Source organism: Aureimonas ureilytica, assembly GCF_001475935.1.
GTDB lineage: Bacteria > Pseudomonadota > Alphaproteobacteria > Rhizobiales > Rhizobiaceae > Aureimonas > Aureimonas ureilytica_A.
Window position 1 is genome coordinate 1 of record NZ_LDQA01000076.1, and the last position, 24,171, is coordinate 24,171.

Consider the following 24,171-nt stretch of genomic DNA (forward strand, 5'->3'; position numbering starts at 1 on the left):
GCGTTGGGCGTGGCGGGCGGGGTTGGCGTGTCGCGGGCGGGCGCTTCCGGCTCCGGCGATGCGTCAGGCTTCGGCGGCGCTGGTCGCTCGGGCGGTGCCGGTCGCTCGCGAGCGGGCGGCTCGGCGGGTTCTGCGGCAGGCGGCGGCGGAGGTGCAGAATCAGGAGCGGGTTCCCCCGGCGGTGCAGCGTCCGGTGGAGCCTGCCCCTCGGCGGGCGGAGGTGGTTGCTGCGCAAGGGCAGCCAGAGGGCCCGTCAGTGCGGTCGATGCTGCGAGCGCCGTGATCGCCAGAAGACGCCCTGCACGTTCGAAATTCGGCATAAAAGACCTTTCCATCTGTCCCTTGCGGTTTCCAGCTCGCGAAAGCGCCGCGCCGCCATCGCAAACCGGATGCGCGTTCGGAAAACCGAAACACAGGTGAAAGGAGCTAGGTCGTGGGAGGCGGAGGGAAAGCCGGGGCCTGTGCGGCGGAGGCCCACAGACGCGTGAACGGGACACAGGCTGCTGGAAGGTCTGGCATTAAACGGGCCACAAAGACAGCCTCGGCTTTCTTTGTGTAGCTCAGAGCGGCGGCGCGATCGGTTCGGCACGCCAATCATAAAGCCAGGATAGGTCCGCCCGCATGGCGGCCTCCGGGCGCACCCGCATTGCGAGGTTACGCGCCAAGCTGAGCGGCCAACCGAGATGATAAACCCGCCGGTGGAAGCTGACACGCTTCAGCACCCGCTGAATGCGCGGAAGACGGGTCGCGGCATAGGCGGCCAACCCCTCTTGGATCGTCGCTTTTGTCGCGAGACAGGATGCCAAGACCCAGGCGTCCTCCAGAGCCATGGCCGCACCCTGCGCCGCGAAAGGGAACATGGCATGGGCGGCGTCGCCGATCAGAACGATGCGCTCTCGCGAGCGAAGGCGATCGTCCGCATCGACCGTCAAGAGCGGCCAAGCCCCGAGATAGTCTCCACGCGTCAGGAAGTCGCTCAGACGCGGGTTCCAATCCCGAGAGTCGGGAGCGCCGTGAGGAACGCCGACGGGTTCGACAACGACCAGGTTGCGCTCGCCGGACTTGCGCATGGGGTAGGACACGGCGTGAGACGAAGGCGCCAGCCACGCCTCGATCTCCGGACCGGGTGCATCTGCAATCGAAAAACGATGAGCGACGAGTCTGCTATCGACCGGCGGCTTGCAACCCGCGAAGGCTGCGACGGGCGAATGGACGCCATCGGCACCGATCAGCAGCGAGGTTTCGACTGTGGTCTGCGAACCATCCGCGCCTAGAAACCAGACGGACAGTCCGTTCGCCTGGGATTCTACCCGTTGAAAACTGAGCCCCAGCCGGACTTCCACGGAGGGGTCGGCCATCGCCGCGTCCAAGAGGACAGATTGCAGATCGGCACGGTGAACGGCGATATAGCCGTCCTGCCCCGACTCGACGGGAACAAGAGCCAGAAGCCGGTCACTCGCGCCATCGCGCAGCGCGACGCTGCTCGCCGAAAACCCACGTTCCGCCAATGCGGCTTTGAGCCCGAGCTGATCGAGAACACTGAGTGCGTTAGCGGACAGTTGCAGCCCCGCGCCAACCGGCTGGAGGCTGGGCGCGCGTTCGCAGACGAGGCTGCGACACCCCGCTTTGGCCAGAGCCAGGGCGCAGGCAAGACCCGCCACGCCCGCTCCGACGATCAGGAGTGGGCGTGACGCGAGCTCCGTATCCTTCAAAGCCGAGGCCTGTCAGGCGGCCTTGTCGTGATAGGCGCAGCCCGCTGGGAGCGTTTCGTCGCGCTTCAGCGCGGGATTGTAGCGATAAAGGGTCGAGCAATAGGGGCACACCTTCTCGCCTTCATCGCCCATGTCCAGATAAACATGCGGATGATCGTAAGGCGGGTGAGCACCCACGCACATGAATTCAGCGACGCCGATCTCGATCACGTCGTGCCCGGCGCTGTTCTGGAAGTGAGGCGTGCCATAACCGGCCATGAGGCTCTCCATGCGACCCTTGGTCTGAAATCGGCCGGACCTTAATCCCGCGAGCGTTAAAAGAACAGGGTGGTCGAGCGGCTCGGATCGCGATAACGGGTCGAAACATCGCGAGTTGGAAGGGCTGTCATGGCTGAGTTCGAGAACGGCGGCTTTCGCCTTCATTATATCGATGAGGGTGACCCGGAAGCCCCGGCGATTGTCCTCGTTCATGGCTTCGCTTCCAGCCTCAAGGTCAATTGGGTCGATCCCGGCTGGGTGAAGACCCTGACCGACGCCGGTTATCGCGCGATCGCCTTCGACCATCGGGGCCATGGCGAGAGTGACAAGCCGAGAGCTGGCGCTGCCTATACGCCCGAAGCCATGGCGTCGGATGTGCTGGCTCTCGCCGACAGGCTCGACCTTCGGACCGCAGCCCTGTTCGGCTATTCCATGGGCGCCCGCGTCTCGGCCTTTGCGGCACTTCGCTATGCCGAGCGTTTTCCGCTCCTGATCTTCGGCGGCCTCGGGATCGGTCTGGTCGAGGGCGTGGGGGATTGGGACCCGATCGCCGAGGCGCTTCTCGCGCCCTCGCTGGAGGATGTCTCGCACGAGCGAGGACGTATGTTCCGGGCTTTCGCCGACCGCACGCGAAGCGATCGATTGGCGCTGGCCGCCTGTATCGAGACATCAAGGAAGGAACTCACGGCAGAAGACGTCTCGCACGTTCTCCAGCCAAGCCTAGTGGGCGTCGGGACGAAGGACGATATTGCCGGCTCCGCTCAAGCCCTGGCGGACCTCCTGCCGAACGGCGAAGCCTTCGACATCCCCAACCGCGATCATATGCTGGCCGTGGGCGACCGCCTCTTCAAGGCCAAGGTCCTGGAATTCCTCGACGGGCACCGGGCGCTGATCGAGCGCTGAGCGGGCGAGTTGGAACGGGCGGCGTTTTTAAGTTAAGGCAGGGTGCTGGCAACGGTCGGGCGCAGGCTTACCTTCTGGTGAGCCGGCGTCAAAACGCACATGAGACGAAAGCGACAGGACGATGACTGTGATTCCCGCTTCCTTCGCGGATCGTGTTCATTCGGTCGATCCGATCTGGACGCGTATGCGAGAGGAAAGTTTGCGTGCCGCCGAGCGCGAACCCGCGCTGAGCGGTTTCCTTTATGCGGCCGTGCTTAACCAACGCTCGGTGGAATCGGCCGTGGCGCATCGCGTAGCGCAGCGGCTGGATCACCCCAATGTGCCAGCGTCTCACATCGAGCAGGCCTTTGCCGACATGGCGACGGCCCATCCCGAATGGTCCTACGAAGTGCGAACCGACCTTCAGGCCGTGTTCGACCGCGATCCGGCCTGCGAGCGCTATATCGAGCCGCTCCTGTTCTTCAAGGGTTTCCAGGCCATCCAGACGCATCGTCTGGCGCATTGGCTTTGGCAGGTCGGGCGGACGGATTTCGCGCTCTATCTCCAGTCCCAGTCCTCATCCGTTTTCCAGACGGATATTCATCCGGCCGCGCGCATGGGAAAGGGCATCTTCCTGGATCATGCGACCGGGCTCGTGGTCGGCATGACGGCCGTCATCGGTGACAATGTTTCGATCCTTCAGGACGTGACGCTGGGCGGGACGGGCAAGGAGTTCGGCGACCGGCATCCCAAGATCGGCTCCGGTGTGTTGATCGGCGCGGGCGCCAAGATTCTCGGCAACATCCATGTCGGCGCCTGCTCCAAGATCGCTTCCGGCTCGGTGGTCCTGAGGGAGGTGCCGGCCAACTCCACGGTTGCGGGCATTCCTGCCAAGATCATCGGCACCTCCGGCTGCGCAGAGCCGGCGTCCGCCATGGATCAGAATTTCAGCCGCGAAGATTGAGGTTCCGTCCTCGCGACCGACAAAGGCCCATGAGGCCTGATATCCCCAAGCCTTGGCTACCATCCCTGCCTTGGCCGTCCCGACAAGGAGTTCTGGACTTGAAACCCGACGAAATCCGCAAGCTCGAAGCCTTCTTCAAGCGCACCTTCAAGGGTGTCGAGTTGAAGGTGCGCCCGATGCCCAAGCGGAACGACACGGCCGAGGTCTATCTCGATGACGAGTTCGTCGGGACGATCGGGAAGGATACGGACGAGGGCGAACTCTCCTATCACTTCACCATGACGATCCTCGACATCGATCTCGACTGAACCGACAAAGGCCGGCGCTCTCGCCGGCCTTTTGTTGAGCGCAGGCCCTAGCGAACGCTGCCGACCAGCATTTCGCGGCCGTCGTCGATCGAAACCCATTTCGACGAGTCGCGCTCCGACTGGCGCTTGAGATACTGATAGGGGGTCAGCGTCCAATCCAGAACGCGCTGGTCGAGATTGTCGAGGATCATGTCGCCGCGATCGGTGCGAACGGTCAAAACCGCATGACCTTCGCCATTGCTCTGGCGCACGACGGTGAGCAGGAGAGCCGAGCGCGGAAAGCCCTCGCGTTCCAGCATATACTGCTTGAGCAGCGCAAAATCCTCGCAGTCGCCTTCCGTCGTCGGATAGGCCCAGTGCTCGGGAACCCCATAGATTTCTTGATCGGTCTTGGCGGTGATGCCGATATTGACCGATGAATTGACCTCCATGATCGCGGCCCAGGTCCGATCCGTGATCCGAACGCTGGCGACCTCGGCATTGGGCCCGCATTCCGCCGGATAGGATTTGCAGAAGTCGAAATGGCCCACTGGCTGGGAGGTCGGGCCGCGCGTCGCCATCGCAGCTTCCGCGCCCACGAGAGGCGCGAAGAGACCGACGATGAGAGCGGCGAGGGCCAGAAGCGATTTGGTCGAGATGAGCACGATAGACCTCCCGAGGACTTGGGAGGACCTTCGCAGCCCAGGTTGACGAATTCTCGAACGAGAACTGCCGGATTTTACGCAAGTCCGAAGTCGAACGGCAGGTTTTTGCCGCTATTACCACTTCGATACTTGTGTCAACGAGGCCTTATAGCCGTTGAGACTTTGTTCGCCATCAACTCTTTCGGTTACGAAGGTGAAGGTCATCGATCACCTGAGGCGCGGCGAAACAGGGCGCGGCGGCTCGGCCGTTAACATATCAGGCGGCCTGACGTTAAGGTCTCTGAACGGGGAGAAGGCGGTGCGACCTTCGCCGCCCGCCGCTGCACCGATGTTTCGGACGCACTGGCCCGTTCCGGGCTTCGGAACGGGTCTCCTGAGCCAAATTGCGTTATCCACAGAAGCTTCGCCCGCTTTCGGCAGGCAGCCCCGATCCAGACGCGAGGTGCTTCGTTCAGCGGAATGATTCGTTGAGCGTGTCCGGCGTCTGGAGCGTACTGAACTCGATTGCGAGACCGTCTTCCAACTGACGCACGACCCGTCCCGGCATGGTGCCGAGCGTGAGCTTCGACCCATTGGCGGGCCGCACGGCGCAGGCGACAGCCGCGCCGGAGAGCGAAAGATCGATGATCTTGACCTGATAGCGGCGTCCGTCGTCCAGAACCATCTCGATAATGGGGTTGCGCGGCTGGATACGCTCGTGCCGGCGATCCTCGGGCAGGGCGAGTTCATGCCGGTTGGCGAGCCACGTCAGCTGCGCTGCGAGTTTCTCACGCTTGCGTTCCGTCGCGTGAATCTGGACGGCGAAGCCGCCGCGGAACTGCCGCACCACATTTCCCTCGATCCGCCCGATGTGATCGACATAGAGGATCACACGTTCGGACGTTCGAGGCTCGACGGCCGAAATCACAGCGATGCCGCCGGGGCTGACATTGTCCACGCGGCACGGAAACTCGTTCTGGTTCTCCAGCATGAACCGGCCCAGCAGATCCACCTTCACGCGGTTGTGGTGCCGTCGGTCTTCCGTCACGAGCGGAACTGCGGGGAGAACGTCCAGCATAAGGTTTCGCTGCCATCTGATCGCTGTGCTGAACGAACCCTATCGAAGAATGGTTAAGAGTTCCGGTTGCGAAAGGATGGACGTGGCGTCCGTACCATCAGGCCGGTCCGTTGGCCTTTGCGCCGTCCCGACGTAGAACAGAACCGCCAATCCAAGGAGTGCCGCGTGTCTCTCGACCCTGCCCACATGTCTGGCGAGAGCCGCCCGCCTCGCTCCGTATCGCCCGTCAACGTGCCCGGTATCGTTCTGGCGCTGATCGCGATCTTCGCGGGAATTCACTGGCTTCGAACCAGTTGGCTGTCGCCCGAGAACGATGTCTGGACGCTTGTGAACTTCGCCCTCATCCCCGGCTGCTACAGCGATCTTGATCAGATCTGCGCGCTCCGCGAATCATGGGCCGGCCTGATCTCTCCGCTCAGCCATGCGTTTCTTCACGGCGACTGGACGCATTTTGCGACCAACGCCGTCTGGCTGCTCGCCTTTGGAACGCCCGTCGCGCGGCGTTTGGGAACGGGCGGCTTCCTGATCTTCTCCGCCCTCGGCGCGATGGCCGGCGCGGCGCTGTTTTATGCGCTGAACCCGACCCTGATCCAGCCGATGATCGGCGCATCCGGCGTGGTCTCCGCGCTGATGGGGGGCGCTGCGAGATTCGCCTTGGGATCGATGGGTCGGCTGCAATCCTCCGACGTGGCCTATGCTCCGAGACTGTCGATTCGGCAGAGCCTTTCGGACCGGACCATTCTGTTTTTTATCCTCATCTTCTTCGGTACCAATCTCCTGCTCGGCTCCGCGGGCGGAGCGATCTTCGGGGAGGCCGGGGCCATCGCCTGGGAAGCGCATGTTGGCGGCTTCCTGTTCGGTTTCCTGGGGTTCGCGCTATTCGATCGTCGCCAGCACATCTGGCAGGAGCGCTTCTAGACGCGCTGGAGCGCCGAGGTTGCCAGCAGGCCTCTCTCGTCGCAGGATGCACTGTCCGATGGAAAGGGAGGTCCAGATGACAGTGCAGACCATTCTCGAAGCCAAGGGGCGCGATGTCGCCACGGTCGATCCCTCGCACAGCCTCGCGGAGGTGATCGAACATCTCCATGAGAGGCGGATCGGCGCGTTGATTGCGCTCGATGCCGACAATCGGTTGCTGGGTCTGATCTCGGAGCGAGACATCGTTCGCCTTCTGGCCGAGCACGGTGCCGAGGCGTTGTCGCAAAGCATCGGGGACGTGATGACGCGCCAACTCGTGACGATCGACGAAGCGGCGACGATCGATGACGCAATGGGACTGATGACGCGCGGCCGGTTTCGCCACCTACCAGTGGTCCGGGACGGGCGATGCGTCGGTATCATCTCGATCGGCGACGTGGTGAAGCGACGGATCGAGGACGCCGAGCGCGAAGCGGAAGACCTGAAAACCTACATTCACGCCGGCGTATAAGCGGTCCTCAACGACCCGGCAGGGAGTGGCAGAGACGTTCGATCTCGTGCATTCCCCGCATGGCTTCCTCATAGCCGAAGGCGATACATTCGCGCGCCCGGAAGAACTCGGACAGTCCGATTTCACGGACGCGCGGATGAACGGTGTAGTCGGGCGGGTCTCCCGCCAGACGCGAGCGCGAAATGCGGTCCTGGATGATATTGAAGGCATCGACCATCGAGCGGCCAATGCCGATCCGATCCGGCTCGCGCGCGCCGCGCGCCGATTGAGCAAGGGATGGATCGATAGGGCTCGCGTCGTCCGGGCGCTGCGGCGAGGCATTTTCCGCGCTCATGCGCAGCACGGCCGCGCGCCCGAACAGGTCGTAGTGGAGATTGACCGCGACGACCAAGGGCTCTTCCAAGGCCCGACAAACCGAGACCGGCACCGGGTTCACGAGCGCACCGTCCAAGAGGCGTCGGCCATTGCATTCGACCGGAGGGAAGACGCCCGGCAGCGCGTAGGAGGCGCGCATGGCCAGAACCAGAGAGCCGGAATCCAGCCAGACCTCGTGTCCGCTCCGCGCCTCCGTCGCCACGCAGACGAGCGGCCGGGTGAGCTCTTCGATCCGAAGATCCGCCAATTCGGCGGCCAGGCGACGATGCAGCCGCGCGCCGCCGATCAACCCGCCACCGCCCCAGCGAATATCGAAGAAGCGCATCATGCCGCGCCGCGTCAGCGAAAGGGCGAACTGCTCCAATTCATCGAGATGACCGGCGAGATAGCAGCCGCCGACAAGCGCGCCGATCGATGTGCCGGCAATCATGCTGATCGGGATTCCGGCTTCCGTCAGGGCCCGGATGACGCCGATATGCGCCCAGCCCCGCGCCGCGCCGCCGCCCAGGGCCAGTGCAACGCCGCGCTTGGGCGCGGTCGGCTTCGGCGAACTCTTGGCCGACTCGCCGCCCATGCTGCCACCGACCGGAGCACTCCGCCTGAAAACCAGATCGAGCATGGGGGCCTCCCGTCACCGTTTCGGCTCGTTGGTTCGAGCTTATGCGACCACCGCTTTCCAGTTTGCTGACCGGAACGGTTGACGGTCTGCTAACTATGCTGCGTTGCAGCGCGTGGCTCCGTGTCTAGCAAGCGAAAACGACCGTTTGACGAAACGACCTTCCGATAGAAACAGGTCGTGCGGCCGGTGTGGCAGGTGTCTTCCGGCTTGGCGACATCGACCTTCAGCCAAACCGCGTCCTGATCGCAATCGACCCGGACTTCGCGAACCATTTGCAGCGCGCCCGACGTTTCACCTTTTTTCCAGAGGCTCTGACGCGAGCGGCTGAAATAATGCGCGATCCCGGTCGAGAGGGTGAGATCGAGGGCCTGCGCGTTCATGTGCGCGACCATCAAGAGCTCTCCGGAAGCGGCATCGGTGACGACAGCGGTGACGAGCCCCGATGCGTCGAAACGAGGCAGGAGTTCCACCCCTTCCTCCAATTCGGCCTTCGTCGCTGCCGTGGCAAAAGAGGCGGCGTCGCTCACTTCGCGCCGACCATGGTCAGGAAGCGGGTCTGCTCGCTTTTGTCGTCCCGGAAGGTCCCGTAGAAAGAGGTCGTGATCGTCGTGGAGCCTTTGGTGCGAATACCGCGCATGGACATGCACATATGCTCCGCTTCAAGCATCACGGCCACACCGCGCGCGCCGAGCGCGCCGTCGATGATGCCGGCGATCTGTTCGGTCAGCGCTTCCTGCGTCTGCAGGCGGCGAGCATAGACTTCCACGATGCGTGGTATCTTGGAAAGGCCGACCACGCGCCCGCCATTGGGCAGATAGGCGACATGCGCCTTGCCGATGATCGGCACCATGTGGTGCTCGCAATGCGAGGTGAAGTCGATGTTCTTCAGGAGAACCATGTCGTCATAACCCGCCACCTCATCGAATGTGCGGTTCAGGATCGACGCGGGCTCCTGCCGATAGCCGGAGAACAGTTCCTCATAGGCTTTGACGACGCGCCTCGGCGTGTCGAGCAGGCCTTCGCGTGAGGGGTCTTCGCCGATCCAACGCAGGAGAGTTTCCACCGCCGCTTCGGCTTCTTCCCGCGAAGGGCGGTTCGTCTCGTCCGGCTGCATGGTCTGACTGGTCTTTCTGACGATCGCGTCCATCACTTCATCCCGAACTGGTTTCGGGCGCGGCTTTTCTCGCGGCACAAGCACCGCAAGCCCCACCGACATCGAACCGCTTGATGTTGGAAAGCTTCGATGGCGTCAAGCAAAGACGTTTCTCTGCTGGCGCTGCCGCTTCCTGTCATCTTGTCCGACCCCTATATGACGGGGACGATCGACGGTTTGAAGAGGACCGTCGGTGAACTGTCTGTCGCGAGGCCGATCATGATCGACGATCTCTACAATGCCCGGATCCTCGAATTCGCCGGCAACATCTCTCGGCTCGGGCGGTTGGACGATCCCGACGGCACGGCAAAGGCGCATTCCAAGCTTTGCGGCTCGACCGTCATCGTCGATCTCAAGCTGAAGGACGGCGTGGTGGCCGAGTTCGCGCATGAGGTGCGCGCTTGCGCGCTGGGGCAGGCGTCGTCCGCCATCATGGCGCGCAATATCGTCGGCGCTTCGCCGCAGGAATTGCGCGATGTGCACCGGGCCATGCAGGCGATGCTCAAGGCCGGCGGCGCGCCGCCCGGAGGTCGCTTCGCGGATTTGAAGTATCTGGAGCCCGTGCGCGATCACAAGGCGCGCCATGCCTCGACGCTTCTGACCTTCGAGGCCGTGGAAGCCGCCCTCGACATGGCCGAGTCCGACCGGGCCGGCGCGGCGGCGTGAAGCGGCTGGGACGCAACTATACCGGCCCTTGGCGCAAGACGCCTGGTCGGCTCCTTGGCGTCGGGGTCGTTCGTGTCTATCAGATCGTCTTCTCGCCGCTTGTCGGCGGGCATTGCCGCCATGTGCCGACATGCTCGGAATATGGATACGAGGCGATCGCGCGCCACGGGCTTTGGCGCGGCGGATGGTTGACCGCGCGCCGCGTGGCGCGTTGCGGGCCGTTCGGCTGCGCGGGACACGACCCCGTCCCGGATTGAGCTCTTTCTCTAGCAAGCTCAGGAAAGGCTTCGCGCTTGCGAAGGGTCTTACGCGCGCCTAGAAGCCAAAGCCTCGCAGACAGACGCGCTGCGGCCATCGATCGACAGGCTTTCCCGCATGGTAGGCGGGGGTGAGCGGAAAGGATATTCATGATCGACGTCACGTTTCCCGACAATTCCGTGCGTTCTTACGAGCCCGAAACGACTGGCGCGGCTGTCGCCGCCGGCATTTCGAAGTCGCTCGCCAAGAAGGCCATCGCCTATGCGCTGGATGGCGAAGTGCGCGATCTCTCGCAGCCGCTCGGCGGCGCGGGCCGGATCGAGATCGTCACGCGCGAGGACGAGCGCGCGATCGAGCTGATCCGCCACGACGCGGCCCATGTCATGGCCGAGGCCGTGCAGGAACTCTGGCCGGGCACGCAGGTCACGATCGGTCCCGTCATCGAGAATGGCTTCTATTACGACTTCGCCAAGGAGACCCCGTTCACGCCTGATGATCTGCCCGTCATCGAAAAGAAGATGCTGGAGATCATCCGCCGCAACGCGTCGTTCACGCGCGAGGTTTTGTCCCGCGAGGAAGCACGCCGCGTGTTCGGCGAGAAGGGCGAGACGTACAAGGTCCAACTGGTCGATGCGATCCCAGAGGATCAGGACGTCAAGATCTATCGTCAGGGCGAGTGGTTCGACCTTTGCCGTGGTCCGCACATGGCCTCCACGGGCCAGATCGGCGAAGCCTTCAAGCTGATGAAGGTGGCCGGCGCGTATTGGCGCGGCGACTCGAACAACCCGATGCTGACGCGCATCTACGGCACGGCCTGGCGCACGCCCGAGGAGTTGAAGGCCTACCTCACCATGCTGGAGGAGGCCGAGAAACGCGATCACCGCCGCCTCGGCCGCGAGATGGACTTGTTCCATTTTCAGGAGGAGGGGCCGGGCGTCGTCTTCTGGCACCCCAAGGGCTGGTCGCTATTCCAGGACCTCATCGCCTATATGCGTCGCCGTTTGCGGGCCGATTATGCCGAGGTGAATGCGCCCCAAGTTCTCGACAAGTCGCTTTGGGAGACCTCCGGCCACTGGGGCTGGTATCGCGAGAACATGTTTCAGGTGCAGTCCGCTGGCGACGAAGCCGAGGACAAGCGCGTCTTCGCGCTCAAGCCCATGAACTGTCCGGGCCACGTCATGATCTTCAAGCATGGCTTGAAGTCCTATCGCGAACTCCCCATTCGCTATGCCGAATTCGGCACCGTTCATCGCTATGAGCCGTCAGGTGCGATGCATGGTCTCATGCGCGTTCGTGGCTTCACGCAGGACGACGCGCATATCTTCTGCACCGACGAGCAGATGGAAGCCGAGTGCCTGAAGATCAACGATCTGATCCTCTCGGTCTATCGCGACTTCGGCTTCGAAGAGATCATGGTCAAGCTCTCGACGCGGCCGGAGAAGCGCGTTGGCACGGATGAGATGTGGGACCGCGCCGAGGCGGTCATGCGCGACGTGCTCAAGACGATCGAGGCGCAGTCGGGCGGCCGCATCAAGACGGGCATCAACGAAGGTGAGGGCGCGTTTTACGGGCCGAAGTTCGAGTATACGTTGAAGGACGCGATCGGCCGCGAATGGCAGTGCGGCACGACGCAGGTCGACTTCAACCTGCCGGAGCGGTTCGGTGCGTTCTATATCGACTCGAACTCCGACAAGCGCCCGCCGGTCATGATTCACCGCGCCATCTGCGGTTCGCTGGAGCGGTTCCTCGGCATTCTCATCGAGAATTTCGCCGGCCATTTCCCGCTCTGGATGGCGCCCACGCAGGTCGTCGTCGCGACCATCACATCCGAAGCGGATGAATATGCCGCTGGCGTCGTGCGCGAACTGCGGGCCGCGGGGATGCGGGTGGAGAGCGATCTTCGCAACGAGAAGATCAACTACAAGGTCCGCGAGCATTCGCTGGCCAAGGTTCCGGTCATCCTCGTCTGCGGCAAGCGCGAGGCGGAGGAGCGTTCGGTCAACCTGCGCCGGCTCGGCTCGCGCGATCAGGAAGCGATGAGCCTGGATGCGGCCAAGGCGCTTCTTCTAGCGGAAGCCGTCGCGCCGGACCTTCGCTCGGCAGCGGAATAAAATAAGGGGCGGCTTCTCGGAGCCGCCCTTTTTTTTCGAAAGCGCTGGATCAGTCGCCGGTGCCGATATCAGGGCTGTTGGGATCGACCAGATCGCTCGTCAGCACCTCGACGTCTGAGTCTACGCCGCTTTTGACGGCGAACTGACGTTGGAACAGTCGGTCCTTGTTGCGCGCGACGATCACATAATCGCCTTCCGCCAGAACCATGGACGGAAAAGCACCGACGCTTTCGCTGATTAAATCACCCTGCATGCTGGTGATCGACCAAGCCGTGTCGGCCAGAGCTTCGCCGCCATGTTCGCGCACGAGCTTCATGGTCAGTTGCGCGGCGCGCTGGGTCATGACCGCATCCGTGATGCGCCCGGACTCGACCCGCACCTCGGCGCGGGACACGGCATTCACGTCGCCATAGCGCGACACGACATGGTAGTTCCCGGAGTTCAACCTGATGACGACACCCGGCTCGACTTCGGATGCGACGAGCCGGCGATCGTGCTCGTCGGTCGCCTCGCTGAAGATATCGAAGTGAACCTTGTCCTTGGTCAGCACCGCGTCCGCCGAGGCTTTGGCCGACAGGCGCAGTCCGCCCGCGTCGATCGCGACCGTCTCGCGCGTTTCACGCCCACTGAAGTCGATGCGCTTGGTGACGCCCGCTCGCCCGAATCCGACATGCAGAATGTAGGGTCCGGGCGGAACGTCGAAGACCGCTTCACCGCCCTTGGCCACCGCAATCACCGGCAGCTTTCCATCAGCAGCGGGATCGGGCGAGAACAGGCGCCAGACGAGATCGGACGGGATCGACGGGCCGTCTTTGCCAAGGGTCGCGTGCAAGGTCAGCGCGTTGGGCGGTCTGGTGATATTGAGGCTGGGCTGCGGTTGCGGCGCAAAGGCGGGTATCGCCGGCAGCTTGAGGTCCGACCCCTGCAGACTGGGCGGGGGTTGGGGCAGGGCGATCGGCTCCAGCTTCTTCAAGCCGCGCGATGTCGGAATGCCGAGATCGACAGCGGCGGGGTCCTTGGGGATGGCGGAGGGAGAAGCGTATGCGCCAGGCCCTTCGGGTTCGTGCCCACCGCCGCCGGGAGGCGCCTGCTGCGCAAGGGCTGGCTGTAGAAACAGGATGGAGAGGGCGAAAGACGCGGTCCCGAAACCTGGGCGCATGTTCGGTCTCCCTTTTGTATGATCGCTCATCTGTTGAGCGAGAAGGCATAGCCCATTTCAAGGCGAAAAGGCGACCGTTCCCCTCATCGAAGGAGGCGATTTGCAAAATGCACGCTTTCGCCTAGCTCTGTGCCAGCACGAGAGAGGATAGTTCCGTGATCGAAGCCAAAACCCTTCTTGCGACCCGACGCTCCGTCCCGATTCCCGCCCTGACGGCCCCCGCACCAGACGGCGCGGAACTGACCGACATCCTCACCGAAGCGACGCGCGTGCCCGACCATGGCAAGCTTGCGCCCTGGCGCTTTATCCTGTTTCGCGGCGACACGGCGAACGCCATGGGCAAAGCTCTGGCCAACTTGGCCGAACGTCGCGAAGGGCAGGCTTTGAGCGAGGGACGGCGGACCTTCGAGGAGAATCGCTTCACGCGCGCGCCGCTCGTGGTCGGTGTGGTCTCCACCGCCAAGCCGCATTTCAAGATTCCCGAGTGGGAGCAGGTCTTGTCCGCCGGTGCGGCGACGATGAACCTGATCCATGCCGCCCATGCCCGTGGATATGGCGCCAACTGGATCACCGAATGGGTGGCCTATGACGACGAGGCCAAAGCCTTGATGGGAATTGCGCCCGACGAAAAGGTCGTCGGATTCGTCTACATCGGCACGCCGACGGAGAAGCCGAGCGATCGTCCGCGCCCGGATCTGTCGACCGTCGTGTCCGAAGCCTCGCTTCCGGCCTCAGCCTGATGTTCTACGAGACCGCCCACAACGACCATGGTCTGCCGCATGATCCGTTCAAGGCCATCGTCGCGCCCCGGCCGATCGGCTGGATTTCAACGCGAGCCAAGGACGGTTCGGTCAATCTCGCGCCCTATAGCTTCTTCAACGCGATCGCGGACGATCCCAAGCTCGTCATGTTCTGCTCGTCGGGTCTGAAAGACACCGCGAGCTTCGCCATCGAGAGCGGCGAGTTCGTCGTCAACCTCGCGACCTTGCCACTAGCCGAGGCGATGAATCGATCCTCCGCGCCGGCTCCACGGGGATCGAGCGAGTTCGAGATCTCCGGGCTGACGGAAGCACCCTGCCGGCTCGTATCGGCACCGCGCGTTGCCCAGTCCCCGGCCGCGCTGGAATGCAAGGTCACCCAGTCGTTCCGCCCGCTCGGGCTCGATGGCCCGTCGCCTTCTGCCGTCATGGTGATCGGGCAGGTCGTCGGCATTCATATCGACGAGCGAATCCTGCGAGATGGGATGCTGGCGATGGATCTCGCCGAACCGCTCACACGGCTCGGTTATCTCGACTACGCCGTGACGCGAGAGGTCTTCGCCATGACGCGGCCCAAGCGCCCGGACGCGAGCGACCAAGCTCCGCGCCATCCTTAGCAACAGGTTCTTAAACGTGGTGAAGATTTGTTAAAGAATTTGGGTGCAGAAATAGGGCCTATGCCCTGTTTCCGAGGCCAGTTCGAATGCTCGCTCATCACTTCGTCAAATGGTGTGAGACCGCCAGCACAGCGGAGCGCTGCGCTGGCGTAGCCTTGTTGGCCGATGCCGTTACGGAACAGAAGTTCCTACCCAAGGAAACGCGGGAGGCGGAAGCGGCCCTCTTATTTGCGCTGGACGATATCTCGCCGCGCGTCCGCCGAACGATGGCAGTGCATGTCGCCGCATCCGAGCGGGTTCCCCGGCAGTTGGTTCTGTCGCTGGTCAAAGATGTGGACGATGTGGCAACCCCCGTCATCGGGCAGTCTCCGCTGCTGACGGGGGCGGATCTGGCGAGCCTCGCGCGGACGGGCAGTCGCGCTGCCCGGCTTGCTTTGGCGCGTCGGGCTGGACTGCCGGACGAGGCCTGCCGGGCGCTCGCCCATGGCGACGATGCCGATGCGGCACGCGAAATGATCTGCAACCGTCAGGCCGCTCCGTCCGCTGACACGCTGCGAATCGCGGCGCAGCGCTTCGGCGGGGACGGGCGTATTCGCGAGTTCCTCCTGGAGCGCGGCGATCTTCCCGCCGATGTCCGCCATGGTCTTCTCCAGTCTTTGTCGGACAGCCTGACTCAGTCCAATCTCGTCACCGGGCTGCTCGGAGCAGAACGGACCGAGCGGCTGAGGATGGAAGTTCAGGATCGGGCGATCTCCGCCGTGATCGAAGAGGTCGCCCCGGAAGATGTGGTGGAGTTTTCTCAACACTTGCGCGCGCAGGGCGCCCTGACGGTGGCCGTTCTCCTGAAAGCCGTGTGCTCGGGCCGGATCGATCTTTTCGCCGCAGCGCTCTCGCTACTGACTGGCCATTCGGAGCGCCGCGTTCGCGCCATCATCGCGGAAGCGCGCGAGCCCGCCTTCGCCGCTCTGGTGCGATCGGCCGGGTTTCCGCCCGCCGTCGTCCCGCTGCTTCTTGCCGCCATTCGAGTCTGGAAGGATGCGTCCGGCCAGGATGAGATCGACGCGGCCGATGTCGCGGCATCCGTCATTCAGCGGCTGGTCGGTCGGCAAAGGCATGAAGGCACCGCCGCAGAGGCAGCTCTTCTCGATCTCCTGGAAATTCTGTCGAGCGAGACGCAGCGCTCCGCGATGCGCCATCGCCTCGAACGTCATCTCGCCGCTTGATGCGTTTCGGACGGCCCGTCAGTAGCGGAACTGTTCGGCCAGGATACGCTCGTCCCAGGAATGTTCTGGGTCGAAGAGAATCAAACTGCTGAGATCCCGAACCTCGCGAATCTCGATCCGCTGAACCGACTTCACCTCGCGATGATCCGCGACCGCGTTGACCGGTCGCTTCTCCGACTCCAGCACTTCGATGTCGACCACCTGCCTGTTGGCCAGCAGCGCGCCGCGCCAGCGACGCGGGCGGAAGGCGCTGACAGGCGTCAACGCCAGGAGAGGCGCTTCGATGGGAATGATCGGCCCCTGAGCGGAGAGGTTATACGCTGTGGAGCCGGTGGGGGTCGCCACGAGTACGCCGTCGCAGACCAGTTCCTCCAGCCGCGTGCGCCCGTCGATCGAAATTTTCAGCCGCGCCGCTTGGTAGGATTGGCGGAACAGCGCGACTTCGTTGATCGCAAGCGCGGTATGGCGCATTCCCACTTCGTCGATCGCCGTCATCTGAAGGGGGCGAATCTCGCTCTGAACGGCTTGGTCCAAGCGCTCGGCGAGATCCTCCTCCCGATACTCGTTCATGAGGAACCCAATCGTTCCCTTGTTCATGCCGTAGATCGGCTTGCCCGTGTCCATGAAGCGGTGAAGCACGTGGAGCATGAAGCCGTCGCCGCCCAGCGCCACCACAACTTCGGCCAATTCAGGATCGACGGTCTCGTAAAGACTTTGCAGACGCTGGAGAGCGTCCTGCGCCTCCGCGCTTTCGCTCGCCAGCAGGGCCACGGGTCGGCTCGTCTGTCGCATGGGCATCCAATATCCGAGGTTGGTGGGTGCCCACCCCTTTGAGCATGGCTGCGAACCTAATTCCTATCCCGCAGGACGCAAGCCATTCCCACGCGTTTCTTCCCCCAACCCGAAAGCACGACGGGATGCGTCGGTATCATGGGCGGCATCTGGCTGTTATGCCTGAGGTTAGACCCCAGACTTCGAGGCTCCGTGTCATGTCCCGATTCGCGATTTCCGGTATCGATATCTTCGACGGCGTTCGCACGCTTCGAAACGCCGCGCTGATCGTGCGGGACGGTTTGATCGAGGCGTTGCAGGAAGAGCCGGTCACCGACCCCGACGTCACCGTGGAATATGGCGATGGCGGCGTCATCGCGCCCGGCTTCGTGGATATTCAAGTGAATGGCGGTGGCGGCGTGCTCCTGAACGACCAGCCGACAGTTGATGGCGTGCGCGCGATCTGCGCCGCCCATCGAACGTTCGGCACGACCTACCTTTTGCCAACCATTATCACGGATCGCGAAGAGGTCACGTTCGCGGCGATCGAGGCCGTTCGCAAGGCTATGAGCGAGGGCGTACCGGGCTGCGGCGGCATCCATGTGGAGGGACCGTTCATCGCGCTGAAGCGCAAGGGCGCGCATGACGCCGCGTGCGTGCGCGCCATGTCGGACGAGGATGTCGCTAAACTCTGCGCGGTGGATGTCAGACCGTTCCTGATCACGGTTGCGACGGAATCCGTGCGGCCGGACCAGATCGCCAAACTCGTGCAGGCCGGCATCCGCGTTTCGATCGGCCATTGCGACGGGAGCTACGACGACGTTCAAGCCGCCATCGCGGCGGGTGCCAGCTGCGTCACGCATCTCTTCAACGCCATGAGCCAGCTCGGCCATCGTGCGCCCGGCGTGGTGGGCGCGGCGCTGGATTCGCCCGATGTCTGGGCCAGCATCATCGCCGATGGCCACCATGTCCATCCCGCCATGGTCGATCTCGCCCTTCGCGCCAAGAAGGGCGAGAATCGCATGATCGCCATTTCCGACGCGATGCCGACCGTCGGCAGCGCCGGCAATGTGTTCGATCTGGGTGGACGCCGAGCGACGCGCGAAGGCGGGCGTCTGACGCTGGACGATGGCACGCTGGCAGGCTGCGACATCTCCCTGCATGATGCCGTGCGCTATCTCGTGGATACGACCGGTATCGCCAGGGAAGAAGCGTTACGAATGGCGACCGCCAATCCGGCTCGCTTCCTTGGCATATCGGACAGCCGAGGTTTTCTGCGTCCCGGCATGAGCGCCGATTTCGTCTGGCTGCGGCCAGACCTCTCGCTCGGGCGCGTCTGGATCGCGGGCCGCGAGTAGCGGCGCCCCTCGGCCGGCGGAACGGGGCGGCTGACGTTAGCCGAGCGAGAGAATTTCCTCGGCCGCCCGAAGGCCGGTTTCCCATGCACCGTGCGCCGTGGAGAAGGCGCTTTCATGCGTGGCTTCTCCCGCCCAGGCGATGCGATCGTCCAGTCGCTCGGCGAGGATGCGTCGCGCCTCCGCATGGCCGGGCAGGGCATGGGAATAGGACCCGCGTGAAAACGTTTCCTGTCCCCAATGAGTCTCGCAATCCGGGGTGATGGTTTTGACGATGTCGCTGCCGTAAAGGCCGCGCAGTTCTTCAAGAGCGAAGGCCGTCATGGCGCCCGGTCCCTCAGTTTCCAACGCCGCAGCGTGCCGGCCGCCAAAGAAGGCTTCGATCAGCGGACGGCCGAAGGGGCGTAGATTGTAGCTGCCTGTCGCCGCCCTATCGATCCGGCCGAACAGATGCCCTTCCTCGGAGAAGGGCTCAGGGTTGCCGAGCTTGAGGAAAGCCTTGTTGGCGAGCCCCAGCGGCAGGCCAGCGGCCGCCTCGATCTTGGCGGCATAACGAGAGGGGAGCTTCAGCTCGCCCTGCGCGAGGATGGCGGTCGGCAGCGTCACGACGACATGCCGCACTTCGAGATCGCCCGCGCTGGTTCGAAGCACTGAGCCGCCGAGGCGATCTTCGATTGCCAGAACGCGGACATTCAGTCGGTATGACAGGCCCTTCGCCAAGGACACGAGCGCCGCGCCGTAGCCGCCCGGCAAACGCCAGTTTTCGCCCGTATCGACATAGCGCCCGTAGTCGAACGCCGAGACTCGCTCGAACTCGGTGCCATTGTAATAGCTGCTAATGGCGTCGATCAGTCCGTTCCAGCGGCAGCCGGGTTCGAGATAGGCAGAGGCGGGGCCGTCCGTCGCATTCTTCGAAGCGGCTTCCAGCCGGTCGTCGAACGCATCGAAGGCCGCCGCGAACTCGGCCTGTTCCGTCTTGGTGAAGCCACGGTTTCCCTCCTGCTCATCCCAGCGCGGGCGGGTTCGATTCACCTCCAGTCCCTTGCTTTCGAACAGGGGAACCAGGGGATTCCGATCGGCGGAATGGAGCCATTCACAACCGAGATCGATCGGCGCTCCATCTCGGGACAGAACCGTGTGAGCCCGACCGCCCAATCGGTCTCGCGCTTCCAAAAGAACGACCGAACGCCCGGCGGCCGCAAGGCGAGTGGCGGCGCCGAGCCCAGCTGCGCCCGCGCCCACAATGGCTACATCGCAATGGTTCATGGACGAAATGGCTTTCGGGACAAGGAGGACGCTGGCTGATAGCTCGACCCATACGGCCTTGGAAAGCAAGCATTCGGCTCGGTGCGACGAGAGGCGGGTGGGACGCCGAAAGCCGCCCGTGCCGAACGCTTGATGCATCTATAGCTGCGGAAGATTGCAACCCGATGAAGGCACTTCACCAAATTGTACGCGACCCGCTATGGCGCCGAGATGGAGCACTCTCGCCGCGCGTCAAGCCCAGTGCCGCAAGAGATCGTCCGTGGTTAGCGTTTCGACCTGCTGTCCGTAGCGTCCCTGATAGACCGCCATCTGGGCATCATGCGCCGCGTCGCTGGAAGAGCAGAGCGCGTCCATGACGACGATCACCCGATAGCCGCGATCCACAGCGCCTAGAACTGTCCCGAGCACACAGACATCGGTTTCCCCACCTGTAATGACCAACGTGTCGGCGTGACGAGCCTGCATCATCTCGTCAAACCGGGGATCCACCCAAGGAGAATAGACCGTCTTATCGAAGATCGCGGCCGGCGGCGCGAGAAAGGAGAGTGATGGAACGAGATCCGCCATCTCGTCGCCCAGCCGCTCGAGCGTCATCGATTCCCAGCGTTCGTAATAGCGTCGCCATGTGCCGTGTCCTTCTCCGGCGCGGCGGGCAGGTATGAACCGCGTGAAGATCGTCCGCTCGGCGTGTACGGTTGCTATGCGTTCCACTCGTGGCAGAACGCGCGTCATCCAGGGAGTTTTCCAATCCGTGTCTTCCGCGAAGAGACGTTGCAGATCGACGCAAATATGAAGCGCGTTCGGTCCGATCGGGCCGAAGCGTAGCTCGCTGTCCTGGCAGGTCATGGGCGTTCCTTTCCGCTGCAGGACGGGGAAGGGCGGCTTGTCGTTCCCGGCTCCTCCGGAAAGATCGATAGACGCACGGCAAAATCGCAGGCTCTGAGATAGGATGAAGCAAACGATCCGCGTTGATTCTGGCAAGATGTCATCCACCTCACGGATCGAGCGACATATCAGATGAGGCAGAGACCCGATGATCATCGACGAGCAACAGGATCGTTCCGCTCGGTTCTTCTCTCTTCACGAGCACGGGTTCGTCCGCGTCGCTGTTTCGACGCCCAAGGCCCATGTGGGCGACCCCCAGCGAAACGGCGAGTCGATTGTCACCGAGGCGCGCCGGGCCACGGAGCGCGGCGTCGATCTGATCGTCTTCCCCGAACTCAGCGTTTCGGCCTACGCGATCGATGACCTGCACTTGCAGGATGCGCTTCTGGACGATGTCGAGCAGGCGATCGGCTCCATCCTGCGCGCTTCGGCCGATCTCTCGCCCGTTCTGCTGATCGGTGCGCCGCTGCGCCGCAACGGGCGGCTTTACAATTGCGCGATTGCGATCCTGCGCGGCGTGATCCTCGGCGTCGTTCCGAAGGTCTTCCTGCCGAACTACCGCGAGTATTACGAAAAGCGATGGTTCGCCTCCGGCAGCGGGATCACCGGAGCCGAGATCGACGTGGCCGGGCAGACGGTCCCCTTCGGCACCGACCTTCTCTTTGCCGCAGCCGATTTCAAGGATTTCATCTTCCATATGGAGGTCTGCGAAGACTTCTGGGCTCCCGCACCCCCTTCGATCGAAGGGGCACTGGCGGGCGCGCTGCTCCTTTGCAATCTTTCGGCCTCGAACATCGTGGTCGGCAAGTCGGCCGACCGGCATATCCTGACGTCTGCCCAAGCGATGCGATGCATGGCGGCCTATATGTATTCGGCGGCCGGCGGCGGGGAAAGCAGCAACGATCTGTCCTGGGACGGGCAGGCGATGATCTACGAGTTGGGCGATTGTCTCGCCGAGTCCGAGCGCTTTTCCCGCGAGCCGCAATTGACGGTCGCCGATGTCGATTTGCAGCGTCTGCGGCTGGAGCGGATGCGCATGCCGACCTTCAACGATGCGGCCGTGCGCGCCGGCAACCCCGAACGGACATTCCGCCGCGTCGAATTCCTCCTGCAGCCGGATTATGCCGACAAGGGTCTCGAGCGCCACATCCGGCGCTTTCCCTACGTGCCCGACGCCCCTGCGCGGCTGGACCAAGACTGCTACGAGGCCTTCAACATCCAGGTTCATGCGCTCATCAAGCGGTTCGAATCGACGCCGGGAGACCGAATGGTGATCGGCGTCTCCGGCGGTCTCGACTCCACCCATGCCTTGATCGTCGCGGCCAAGGCCTGCGACGTGCTTTCTTTGCCACGGACCACGATTCTCGGCTTCACCATGCCAGGCTTCGCGACGGGTGACACGACCAAGGGCAATGCATGGGCTCTCATGAAGGCTCTGGGGATCGAGGCGGCCGAGATCGATATTCGGCCCGCCGCGCGCCAGATGCTGGCCGACATGGGCCACGCCTTCTCGCAGGGCGAACCGGTCTATGACATCACGTTCGAGAATGTGCAGGCGGGGCTTCGCACGGACTACCTGTTCCGCCTCGCCAACCAGCGCAACGGCTTCGTTATCGGCACCGGCGATCTGTCGGAACTGGCTCTCGGCTGGTGCACCTATGGCGTCGGTGATCAGATGAGCCATTACGGCGTCAATGCCGGCATCCCGAAGACGCTGATCCAATATCTCATTCGCTGGACCGTTTCCTCGGGCCAGTTCGATGCGGAGACGGGCCGTGTTCTCGATGCGATTCTCGACACGGAGATTTCGCCCGAGCTCGTTCCGGCCGATGCGACCGGAGCCCTGCAGAGCACGGAATCGAAGATCGGGCCTTACGAGCTCAACGATTTCTTCCTGTTTCATACGATGCGCTACGGCCAGCCGCCCGCGAAGGTCGCCTTCATGGCCTATCACACTTGGCATGATCGTCAGACCGGTGCCTGGCCCGTCCATTTCCCGGAGGCCAAAAAGAACGCCTACGAGCTGGATATCATCCGCCACTGGCTGGAGCGGTTCCTGATCCGCTTCTTCCAGACCAGCCAGTTCAAGCGAACGGCCATGCCGAACGGACCCAAGGTCTCGGCAGGGGGCAGCCTGTCGCCGCGTGGCGACTGGCGCGCGCCATCCGACGGCAGCGCGGCGGCGTGGCTGCGAGATTTGGAACGCGTTCCCAAGGCCTGACGGTCAGGCGACGCGGACCCGGTTTCGCCCCGCTTGCTTGGCGGCGTAGAGCGCGCCGTCGGCACGCTCCAGCACGGTGAGAAGCTCGGATCGGCTGTTCGACAGAGCGACGCCTAGGCTGACCGTGACGCCGATCGCTCCTCCGTTCCAAGGGATGGGCAGGCGCTGGACAATAAGCCGGAGAGCTTCCGCCAGGCAGACGGTGGCCGGCACCTCGCGGCCTGTCACGACGAGCACGAATTCTTCCCCACCCAGGCGGGCGATATGACCGCCCTCGGGCATGAGTGCGGCCGCCCGTTCGGCGAACTCGCGCAGAACCTCGTCACCAGCCGCGTGGCCGAATCGATCATTGATCGATTTGAAGTGATCGAGATCGGCGAGAATGAACCCGGCATGTCCGCAATGTCCTTTCAAGGCCTGCGACAAGCCCTCGCGATTGAGCACCTTGGTCAAGGGATCGGTGCGCGCCTGATGCTCCATCGCCAGATAGGCTCGTTCGGCTTCGAGGGCGAGGATGAGGGTGGTCAGAAGGATCGTGGTGATATGATCCACGATAAAGATCACGATGACCATTTGAGGAGCCTGCTCCGCGGGGATCGGCAACAGCGGAAGACAGATCGCCACTGCGATCATGAGAAGCGCGAAGGCGGCCAGCTTTCGGGTCGGCGAGCGCGGCACACCGGCCGTATAGACATAGCGGGCGACGGCCGCCTCGTGCATCGCATAGGCGAGCGTGCTCGCCATGTTGACCTGATCCCCCGCCAACCCCACCGCCGCGGCCGTCAGATGGGCCCCGGCCGGCAGAAGGCCAAAAAGCACCATCGCGAGAGTGACTGGACTGCGACCATCGAAAACTCGAAATCCGCTCCAGAACAACGAGCTCGCCAGCACCCAGCCAACGGTCGACCAGACGCTTCCATAGTAGCCGAAATCGACGAACCAGACGGACAGTCCCGCACAAAGCGCGAAGCTTGCGCTGAACAACAGAAAATGGCGCTTCATCGGCTGCAGCAGCCAGCAGACGAAAAACACGACGGCCGAGATCGCGAAGACGACGAAGTCGGTGAACTGTAGGGTTGGAATCGACAGGTCCATCACCGAGTGCCGCCCATGCAGGAGAGGCTAGCCTAAAGTCTCCTTCGCTAACGTTCCTTTGGGCATAGACGAAAACGCGTAACGTCCTTAACCAAAGGCTACGACGACGTACGAACGACCAGCACCGATACACAGGCGCCGCTCGTGCAGGGAATGAACTGTCTCTTTACACATCCTACGCTGCCGACGATCCACCCTGTTTTGGACCTCGCAGGTGGCCTCAGCTATAAAAAATCACAGCGAGACTTCTGTGATGATTTTTTGGACAAACAGCTAAAGCCTAGTTGCCATGCTGAGCACCCGACGGAGTGCCTGTCGTTTATAACACAGCGACTGTTCCGGACGATGGCGTTGGTAACTCAGCTGATTTCCAGTTACCACTAGA

Annotated in this window: 24 protein-coding genes and 1 pseudogene; 13 read left to right on the forward strand and 12 right to left on the reverse strand. The window is 63.1% G+C overall.

Annotation, left to right across the window (positions count from 1 at the left end; all coding sequences use genetic code 11):
* Positions 1-560: 560 nt before the first annotated feature.
* Together NS365_RS21620 and NS365_RS21630 are read right to left on the reverse strand one after the other, a co-directional pair.
* Positions 561-1,712 carry an FAD-dependent monooxygenase gene (locus NS365_RS21620; RefSeq protein ID WP_082684774.1) on the reverse strand — a complete coding sequence of 384 codons (1,152 nt, stop codon included), beginning with the start codon at positions 1,710-1,712 and terminating at the stop codon, positions 561-563.
* Between the two features lie 12 nt (positions 1,713-1,724).
* The gene (locus NS365_RS21630; protein WP_058602390.1) at positions 1,725-1,970 is read right to left on the reverse strand and encodes a zinc-finger domain-containing protein; all 246 of its coding nucleotides are present in this window, start codon (positions 1,968-1,970) and stop codon (positions 1,725-1,727) included.
* A 129-nt stretch (positions 1,971-2,099) separates the two neighbouring features.
* On the opposite strand from NS365_RS21630, the gene NS365_RS21635 reads away from it, so the two are divergent.
* The 3 genes from NS365_RS21635 (at position 2,100) to NS365_RS21645 (ending at position 4,124) form a co-directional block, all read left to right on the forward strand.
* Positions 2,100-2,873: an alpha/beta fold hydrolase gene (locus tag NS365_RS21635; protein ID WP_058602372.1), complete on the forward strand. Its 774-nt coding sequence runs from the start codon at positions 2,100-2,102 to the stop codon at positions 2,871-2,873.
* Positions 2,874-2,994: 121 nt separating this feature from the next.
* A complete protein-coding gene (cysE, locus tag NS365_RS21640) occupies positions 2,995-3,816 on the forward strand; it encodes a serine O-acetyltransferase (protein WP_058602373.1) in 822 nt (273 codons plus the stop codon).
* 98 nt (positions 3,817-3,914) lie between these two features.
* Positions 3,915-4,124: a DUF3126 family protein gene (locus NS365_RS21645; protein WP_058602374.1), complete on the forward strand. Its 210-nt coding sequence runs from the start codon at positions 3,915-3,917 to the stop codon at positions 4,122-4,124.
* A gap of 47 nt (positions 4,125-4,171) precedes the next feature.
* Here the strand turns inward: NS365_RS21645 and NS365_RS21650 are convergent, their stop codons facing one another.
* Both NS365_RS21650 and NS365_RS21655 read right to left on the reverse strand, forming a co-directional pair.
* On the reverse strand, positions 4,172-4,768 hold the full coding sequence (locus tag NS365_RS21650) for a transglutaminase-like cysteine peptidase (protein WP_244498530.1): 597 nt from the start codon (positions 4,766-4,768) through the stop codon (positions 4,172-4,174).
* A gap of 451 nt (positions 4,769-5,219) precedes the next feature.
* On the reverse strand, positions 5,220-5,825 hold the full coding sequence (locus NS365_RS21655) for a PilZ domain-containing protein (protein WP_058602375.1): 606 nt from the start codon (positions 5,823-5,825) through the stop codon (positions 5,220-5,222).
* Positions 5,826-5,990: 165 nt separating this feature from the next.
* Between NS365_RS21655 and NS365_RS21660 the strand changes: the two genes are divergently transcribed.
* Both NS365_RS21660 and NS365_RS21665 read left to right on the forward strand, forming a co-directional pair.
* The gene (locus NS365_RS21660) at positions 5,991-6,743 is read left to right on the forward strand and encodes a rhomboid family intramembrane serine protease (RefSeq protein WP_058602376.1); all 753 of its coding nucleotides are present in this window, start codon (positions 5,991-5,993) and stop codon (positions 6,741-6,743) included.
* A gap of 76 nt (positions 6,744-6,819) precedes the next feature.
* Positions 6,820-7,254 carry a CBS domain-containing protein gene (locus NS365_RS21665; RefSeq protein ID WP_058602392.1) on the forward strand — a complete coding sequence of 145 codons (435 nt, stop codon included), beginning with the start codon at positions 6,820-6,822 and terminating at the stop codon, positions 7,252-7,254.
* 7 nt (positions 7,255-7,261) lie between these two features.
* Here NS365_RS21665 and NS365_RS21670 read toward each other — a convergent pair whose 3' ends face one another.
* From NS365_RS21670 to folE, 3 genes are all read right to left on the reverse strand, one after another.
* Positions 7,262-8,248, reverse strand: a complete 987-nt coding sequence (locus NS365_RS21670) for a patatin-like phospholipase family protein (protein WP_058602377.1) — start codon at positions 8,246-8,248, stop codon at positions 7,262-7,264.
* Positions 8,249-8,337: 89 nt separating this feature from the next.
* Positions 8,338-8,775, reverse strand: a complete 438-nt coding sequence (hisI, locus tag NS365_RS21675; protein ID WP_058602378.1) for a phosphoribosyl-AMP cyclohydrolase — start codon at positions 8,773-8,775, stop codon at positions 8,338-8,340.
* Entirely contained in the window at positions 8,772-9,395 is a 624-nt protein-coding gene (gene folE / locus NS365_RS21680; RefSeq protein ID WP_058602379.1) for a GTP cyclohydrolase I FolE, read from the reverse strand. The genes hisI and folE overlap by 4 nt, the downstream gene beginning before the upstream one ends.
* A 225-nt stretch (positions 9,396-9,620) precedes the next feature.
* Between folE and NS365_RS21685 the strand changes: the two genes are divergently transcribed.
* The 3 genes and pseudogenes from NS365_RS21685 to thrS all read left to right on the forward strand — a co-directional run bounded on the left by NS365_RS21685 (position 9,621) and on the right by thrS (position 12,436).
* Entirely contained in the window at positions 9,621-10,067 is a 447-nt protein-coding gene (locus NS365_RS21685; RefSeq protein ID WP_058602393.1) for an iron-sulfur cluster assembly scaffold protein, read from the forward strand.
* Positions 10,064-10,318, forward strand: a pseudogene (gene yidD / locus NS365_RS21690) (membrane protein insertion efficiency factor YidD); the annotation flags it as partial. The gene NS365_RS21685 and the pseudogene yidD, both read left to right, overlap by 4 nt.
* Before the next feature lie 156 nt (positions 10,319-10,474).
* Positions 10,475-12,436: a threonine--tRNA ligase gene (gene thrS / locus NS365_RS21695; RefSeq protein ID WP_058602381.1), complete on the forward strand. Its 1,962-nt coding sequence runs from the start codon at positions 10,475-10,477 to the stop codon at positions 12,434-12,436.
* Positions 12,437-12,485: 49 nt separating this feature from the next.
* Here thrS and NS365_RS21700 read toward each other — a convergent pair whose 3' ends face one another.
* Positions 12,486-13,595: a hypothetical protein gene (locus tag NS365_RS21700; protein WP_153003891.1), complete on the reverse strand. Its 1,110-nt coding sequence runs from the start codon at positions 13,593-13,595 to the stop codon at positions 12,486-12,488.
* A gap of 155 nt (positions 13,596-13,750) precedes the next feature.
* Between NS365_RS21700 and NS365_RS21705 the strand changes: the two genes are divergently transcribed.
* The 3 genes from NS365_RS21705 to NS365_RS21715 all read left to right on the forward strand — a co-directional run bounded on the left by NS365_RS21705 (position 13,751) and on the right by NS365_RS21715 (position 16,193).
* A complete protein-coding gene (locus NS365_RS21705) occupies positions 13,751-14,335 on the forward strand; it encodes a nitroreductase family protein (protein ID WP_058602383.1) in 585 nt (194 codons plus the stop codon).
* Entirely contained in the window at positions 14,335-14,970 is a 636-nt protein-coding gene (locus tag NS365_RS21710; RefSeq protein WP_058602384.1) for a flavin reductase family protein, read from the forward strand. The genes NS365_RS21705 and NS365_RS21710 overlap by 1 nt, the downstream gene beginning before the upstream one ends.
* Positions 14,971-15,056: 86 nt before the next feature.
* The gene (locus NS365_RS21715; RefSeq protein WP_058602385.1) at positions 15,057-16,193 is read left to right on the forward strand and encodes a DUF2336 domain-containing protein; all 1,137 of its coding nucleotides are present in this window, start codon (positions 15,057-15,059) and stop codon (positions 16,191-16,193) included.
* An 18-nt stretch (positions 16,194-16,211) separates the two neighbouring features.
* Here the strand turns inward: NS365_RS21715 and NS365_RS21720 are convergent, their stop codons facing one another.
* Complete coding sequence (locus NS365_RS21720; RefSeq protein ID WP_058602394.1) at positions 16,212-16,985, reverse strand: NAD kinase; 774 nt, start codon at positions 16,983-16,985, stop codon at positions 16,212-16,214.
* Positions 16,986-17,182: 197 nt separating this feature from the next.
* On the opposite strand from NS365_RS21720, the gene nagA reads away from it, so the two are divergent.
* A complete protein-coding gene (gene nagA, locus NS365_RS21725) occupies positions 17,183-18,322 on the forward strand; it encodes an N-acetylglucosamine-6-phosphate deacetylase (protein ID WP_058602386.1) in 1,140 nt (379 codons plus the stop codon).
* Between the two features lie 36 nt (positions 18,323-18,358).
* On the opposite strand, the gene NS365_RS21730 is transcribed toward nagA, so the two are convergent.
* Positions 18,359-19,585 carry a flavin monoamine oxidase family protein gene (locus NS365_RS21730; RefSeq protein ID WP_082684776.1) on the reverse strand — a complete coding sequence of 409 codons (1,227 nt, stop codon included), beginning with the start codon at positions 19,583-19,585 and terminating at the stop codon, positions 18,359-18,361.
* Between the two features lie 231 nt (positions 19,586-19,816).
* Positions 19,817-20,431, reverse strand: coding sequence for a cysteine hydrolase family protein (locus tag NS365_RS21735; RefSeq protein WP_058602387.1), 615 nt, complete (start codon positions 20,429-20,431; stop codon positions 19,817-19,819).
* Positions 20,432-20,618: 187 nt separating this feature from the next.
* On the opposite strand from NS365_RS21735, the gene NS365_RS21740 reads away from it, so the two are divergent.
* Positions 20,619-22,691 (forward strand): NAD(+) synthase, encoded by a 2,073-nt coding sequence (locus NS365_RS21740; protein ID WP_058602388.1) that lies wholly within the window; start codon positions 20,619-20,621, stop codon positions 22,689-22,691.
* 3 nt (positions 22,692-22,694) lie between these two features.
* On the opposite strand, the gene NS365_RS21745 is transcribed toward NS365_RS21740, so the two are convergent.
* Positions 22,695-23,786 (reverse strand): GGDEF domain-containing protein, encoded by a 1,092-nt coding sequence (locus NS365_RS21745; RefSeq protein ID WP_244498531.1) that lies wholly within the window; start codon positions 23,784-23,786, stop codon positions 22,695-22,697.
* Positions 23,787-24,171 lie beyond the last annotated feature (385 nt).